The sequence below is a fragment of the Thermodesulfobacteriota bacterium genome (assembly GCA_040758155.1).
GTDB lineage: Bacteria > Desulfobacterota > Deferrimicrobia > Deferrimicrobiales > Deferrimicrobiaceae > UBA2219.
Genome location: JBFLWB010000047.1, coordinates 1 through 3851 on the forward strand (window position 1 = coordinate 1; position 3851 = coordinate 3851).

A 3851-nucleotide genomic window follows, 5' to 3' on the forward strand; every position below is an offset into this window, starting at 1 on the left:
CGCAAATGGAGGATACCCTGCAGCTCGCCTGGAGGTCGCCGCACACCGGAGCTTCCGCGCAGGACCTGCTGATCGACCGAAGGAGGCACGACGCTCCCCGTTTCGGAATGGCCTCCCGGGACCGGGGAAAAGTCCTCAGCGGGGCAACGCAATGGCGGGTCCTCTGGATGCGGTGAAGGGCGGCTTTCATTTGACATCCCGGCGGCTTGCCCTATAATTAAAAATTCCGCAACGCGTGGCGGTGTAGCTCAGACGGTTAGAGCATGCGGCTCATATCCGCAGTGTCCGGGGTTCAATTCCCTGCACCGCCACCATTTTTTCTTCCACCTTCCATCAGGGAATTGAACCGGCTTCGGGCGCCGACGAGCAGGAGCCCCGCCCGCGGATTCAGGAAAACCTGACCGCTGGGGTCCCCTGCATCGATACGGCACGCGGGGAGATCAGCGCGACGCACGGGAGCGCGTCAGCCCGAAGCCGCGCCGCTCATGGCGCCCCACTCCCGAATACGAGGCGCTCCCTGGGGTACCCCGTAGGATAAAGCATGAGGGGCAATGGCCGTGCATAGCCGAGCCCCAGGCGGTCAATTCCCTGCACCGCCACCATTTTTGTTAGAGTCCCCGTGAGTGTGTAAATCGGCAATGGGGTTGGGTTGGCGGTTGACAGTGCCGGCCACCGCGTGGTTCTCATCTTTTCGTGATCTCGCCAAAGACACGGAAAGAAGGAGGACACCGCAACGATGGCCGACGACCTCAGGATGGCATTGACGGATTTGCTGCGCAAGGCGGAGATGACCGGCGACGTGGATTTTCTGCGAGATGGGGTCCGGATCCTGGGGCAAACGCTGATGGATCTTGAGGTTTCCCAGCATCTTCGGGCGGAGAAGCACGAGCGGACGGCGGAGCGCGCTGGACAACGGAACGGGTATCGCCCCCGCCAGTGGGACACGCGGGTGGGGACGGTGGAACTGCAGGTCCCGCGGGTGAGGGACGGCTCGTTCTTCCCCAGCCTGCTGGAGCCGCGGCGGCGTGCGGAGCGGGCCCTGGTGGGCGTTGTCCAGGAAGCCTACATCCATGGTGTTTCCACCCGGCGGGTGGACGACCTGGTCAAGGCGCTGGGCATGACCGGGATCAGCAAGAGCCAGGTCTCGCGGTTGTGTGAGGAACTCGACGATGAGGTCGAGCGGTTCAAGAACCGTCGCCTGACCGAGGAGTATCCGTATGTCTGGCTGGACGCCACATTCCTGAAAGTCCGGCAGGAGGGGCGCGTCGTGTCGACGGCCGTGGTGATCGCCATCGGGGTGACCGGAACGGGAGAGCGGGAGGTCCTGGGGCTGGACGTAGGCCCTTCCGAGGACGGGGGATTCTGGCTCCAGTTTCTTCGCAGCCTGGTGTCCCGTGGCCTGAAAGGGGTTCGCTTGGTGACCAGCGATTCCCATCAGGGGCTGAAGAACGCGATCGCGGCGACGCTGTCGGGGAGTTGCTGGCAGCGGTGCCGGGTGCACTTCATGCGCAACGCGCTGGCCCACGTGCCGAAGTCCGCGGCGATGATGGTGGCCACCACGATCCGGACCGTCTTCGCGCAGCCGGATGCGGTCAGCTCCCGAGAGCAGTGGCGCCGTGTGGCGGACTCCTTCCGGGACCGGTTCCCTCGCCTGGCGGAGCTGATGGATGAGGCGGAAGACGATGTGCTGGCGTATGTGACCTTCCCCGTGGAGCATTGGCGGCAGATCTGGTCGAACAATCCGCTGGAGCGGGTGAACAAGGAGATCAAGCGGCGCACGAACGTGGTGGGGATCTTCCCGAACACCGAATCGATCGTGCGCTTGGTGGGTTCTGTGCTCTCCGAGCAGCATGACGAGTGGCAGGTGGCGAAGCGCTACTTCAGCGCGGAATCGCTGGCGAAAGTGACGGGAAGGCTGGAAATGATCCCAATCCCGTTGGCAGCCGCGAGATAAATCGAGGATGAGAACCTGTTCACCGATTTACACACTTGACGGGACATGACCAACACCGGAGAGCTGCCGGGCCCGCCGGGCTCCAACGTCTCCTACAACCGCGTGCCCTTCCACATGGTCGCCAACGACGGCAACCTCCTGGAGCACACGGTCGCTTTCGACGGCGTCATGGACGTCTTCCACGACGGCAATCCCGACAGATGGAAGGGGCTGCTCCCCGCCCAGACCATCGCCGAGCGGTACGACATCGTCGTCGACTTCAGCAAGCACGGCATCCAGCCGGGCGACAAGGTCTACATGGTCAACGTCCTGGAGCACCAGGACGGCAAGGGAACCAAGGGCAAGGTCCCGCTGGCGGACATCCTCTCCGGAGCCTACGCCCCCACACCGACCGCCACCCGCTGGGTCAACGGCGACCCGGGCGTCGGCAAGATCATGGAGCTGAGAGTCCATGCCTACGCCGGCACGGACCTCTCGATGGATCCGGCCGACTACGAGCCGGGCAAGCTCAAGATGATCCCGCTGGCCATCGATCGCGTTGCCAACACGGTGAACGACGTTTCGCTGAATACCGCGAAGCACCACACCTTCGAGTTCGTCCGTTCGGGCGGCGGCGTCGACCCGGTCAGCGGCCTGCACGGGCCGTGGTTCATCAAGGTCGACGGCGGGCAGCGGAACGCCGCGACGATACAGCGTATCTCCATCATCCAGCGCGGCGCCCTCCAGGTGTTCACGATCACGGGCGGCCGCGGATGGACGCACCCGGTCCACATCCACTTCGAGGAAGGGATCATCCTCACCCGTGGCGGCAATCCTCCCCCGGAATGGGAGATGTGGGCGCGCAAGGACATGTACCGGATCGGGCCCGAAGAGGAGAGCAAGGAAATCGAGGCCGCCTACCGGGCACGCGACTTCCTCGGGTACTATGTGACGCACTGCCACAACACCATGCACGAGGACCACGCCATGCTGCTGCGCTGGGACTCCATGGTGCCGGGGAACATCGTGCTGGCTCCCACCCCGAAGCCGACCTGGGACGGCGTATTGTTCGAACCGTCCTTCCAGCTCGAGCTTGCGGATATCGGGGATGGCGTCGGACCGAAGTAAATTTCGTAGGAAACCGCTTTCAGGATCCGGGGGGCCGCGTCAGCGGCCCCCCGGAATCATTTGTTCTATAATCATAAGCAGGTAATGGAGGCAGACATGATCCGCGGCAAATCGGCTTTCATCCTTCCCTTGGTGGTGCTTGGGATCGCTCTTCCGCACCCGCTCCTCCATGCAGCCGCGCATGAAAGCCATCCGCAGGACGGGCACCAGCACGGCGCGAAGGCGCCGGCCGCCGTCGAAACCGGGGAGCAGCCGGTTTTTCCCCCGATGCCCGCGCCGGGCAAGAAGGTCCCGATCGGCAGCGACGGGTACCTGATCTACGGCTTCGACAAGAAACCGAAGATGGGGATCGCGATCCTGAAAGTTTCGATCTTCGGTCCGGACGGCAAGAAGAACACCTCCATGGAAGTCCTGGCCGACTCCGGCATGCCTTCCATGCGGGGCGCCCACGAAACGGGCGATCAACCCTGCAAGCTTTCGAAAAAAGGAGACTACCTCGTGCCCGTCAACATCGTGATGCCCGGAGACTGGGAAGTGCGGCTCACGGTCCGGAAGGAAGGCCGGGTCATCTTCCGCGGCAGCCACCGTTTCGACGTGTAGTCCACCTATCGGAGGGTTCGCATGGCGCGCAAACCGTCAATCCGTCTTCTATCCCTGGCCGCAGCGGCCGTATGTTTCGTGCTTCTCCTCGGTCCCTCCCCCGCACCGGCCGCCGTCGGATGCGACCTCAACAACCCCGACAAGGACGTGCCGAGGATTTTCCCGGGCGCGACGCGATTCGAGACGGTCT

At 63.7% G+C, this 3851-nt stretch carries 3 protein-coding genes and 1 tRNA gene; all 4 read left to right on the forward strand.

Going from position 1 to position 3851, the window contains the following annotated elements; genetic code table 11:
- Positions 1–237: 237 nt before the first annotated feature.
- The 4 genes from AB1346_02950 to AB1346_02965 all read left to right on the forward strand — a co-directional run bounded on the left by AB1346_02950 (position 238) and on the right by AB1346_02965 (position 3661).
- Positions 238–314: transfer RNA gene (locus AB1346_02950), tRNA-Met, on the forward strand.
- A gap of 422 nt (positions 315–736) precedes the next feature.
- Complete coding sequence (locus AB1346_02955; protein MEW6719388.1) at positions 737–1954, forward strand: IS256 family transposase; 1218 nt, start codon at positions 737–739, stop codon at positions 1952–1954.
- 45 nt (positions 1955–1999) lie between these two features.
- On the forward strand, positions 2000–3061 hold the full coding sequence (locus AB1346_02960; protein MEW6719389.1) for a multicopper oxidase domain-containing protein: 1062 nt from the start codon (positions 2000–2002) through the stop codon (positions 3059–3061).
- A 96-nt stretch (positions 3062–3157) separates the two neighbouring features.
- The gene (locus AB1346_02965) at positions 3158–3661 is read left to right on the forward strand and encodes a hypothetical protein (protein ID MEW6719390.1); all 504 of its coding nucleotides are present in this window, start codon (positions 3158–3160) and stop codon (positions 3659–3661) included.
- The last annotated feature ends 190 nt before the right edge of the window (positions 3662–3851 follow it).

Bases quoted from the DNA above. Each gene is read 5' to 3' on its own strand.
- AB1346_02960 (MEW6719389.1), top strand. From the start codon at position 2,000: ATGACCAACACCGGAGAGCTGCCGGGCCCGCCGGGCTCCAACGTCTCC.
- AB1346_02965 (MEW6719390.1), top strand. From the start codon at position 3,158: ATGATCCGCGGCAAATCGGCTTTCATCCTTCCCTTGGTGGTGCTTGGG.
- AB1346_02955 (MEW6719388.1), top strand. From the start codon at position 737: ATGGCCGACGACCTCAGGATGGCATTGACGGATTTGCTGCGCAAGGCG.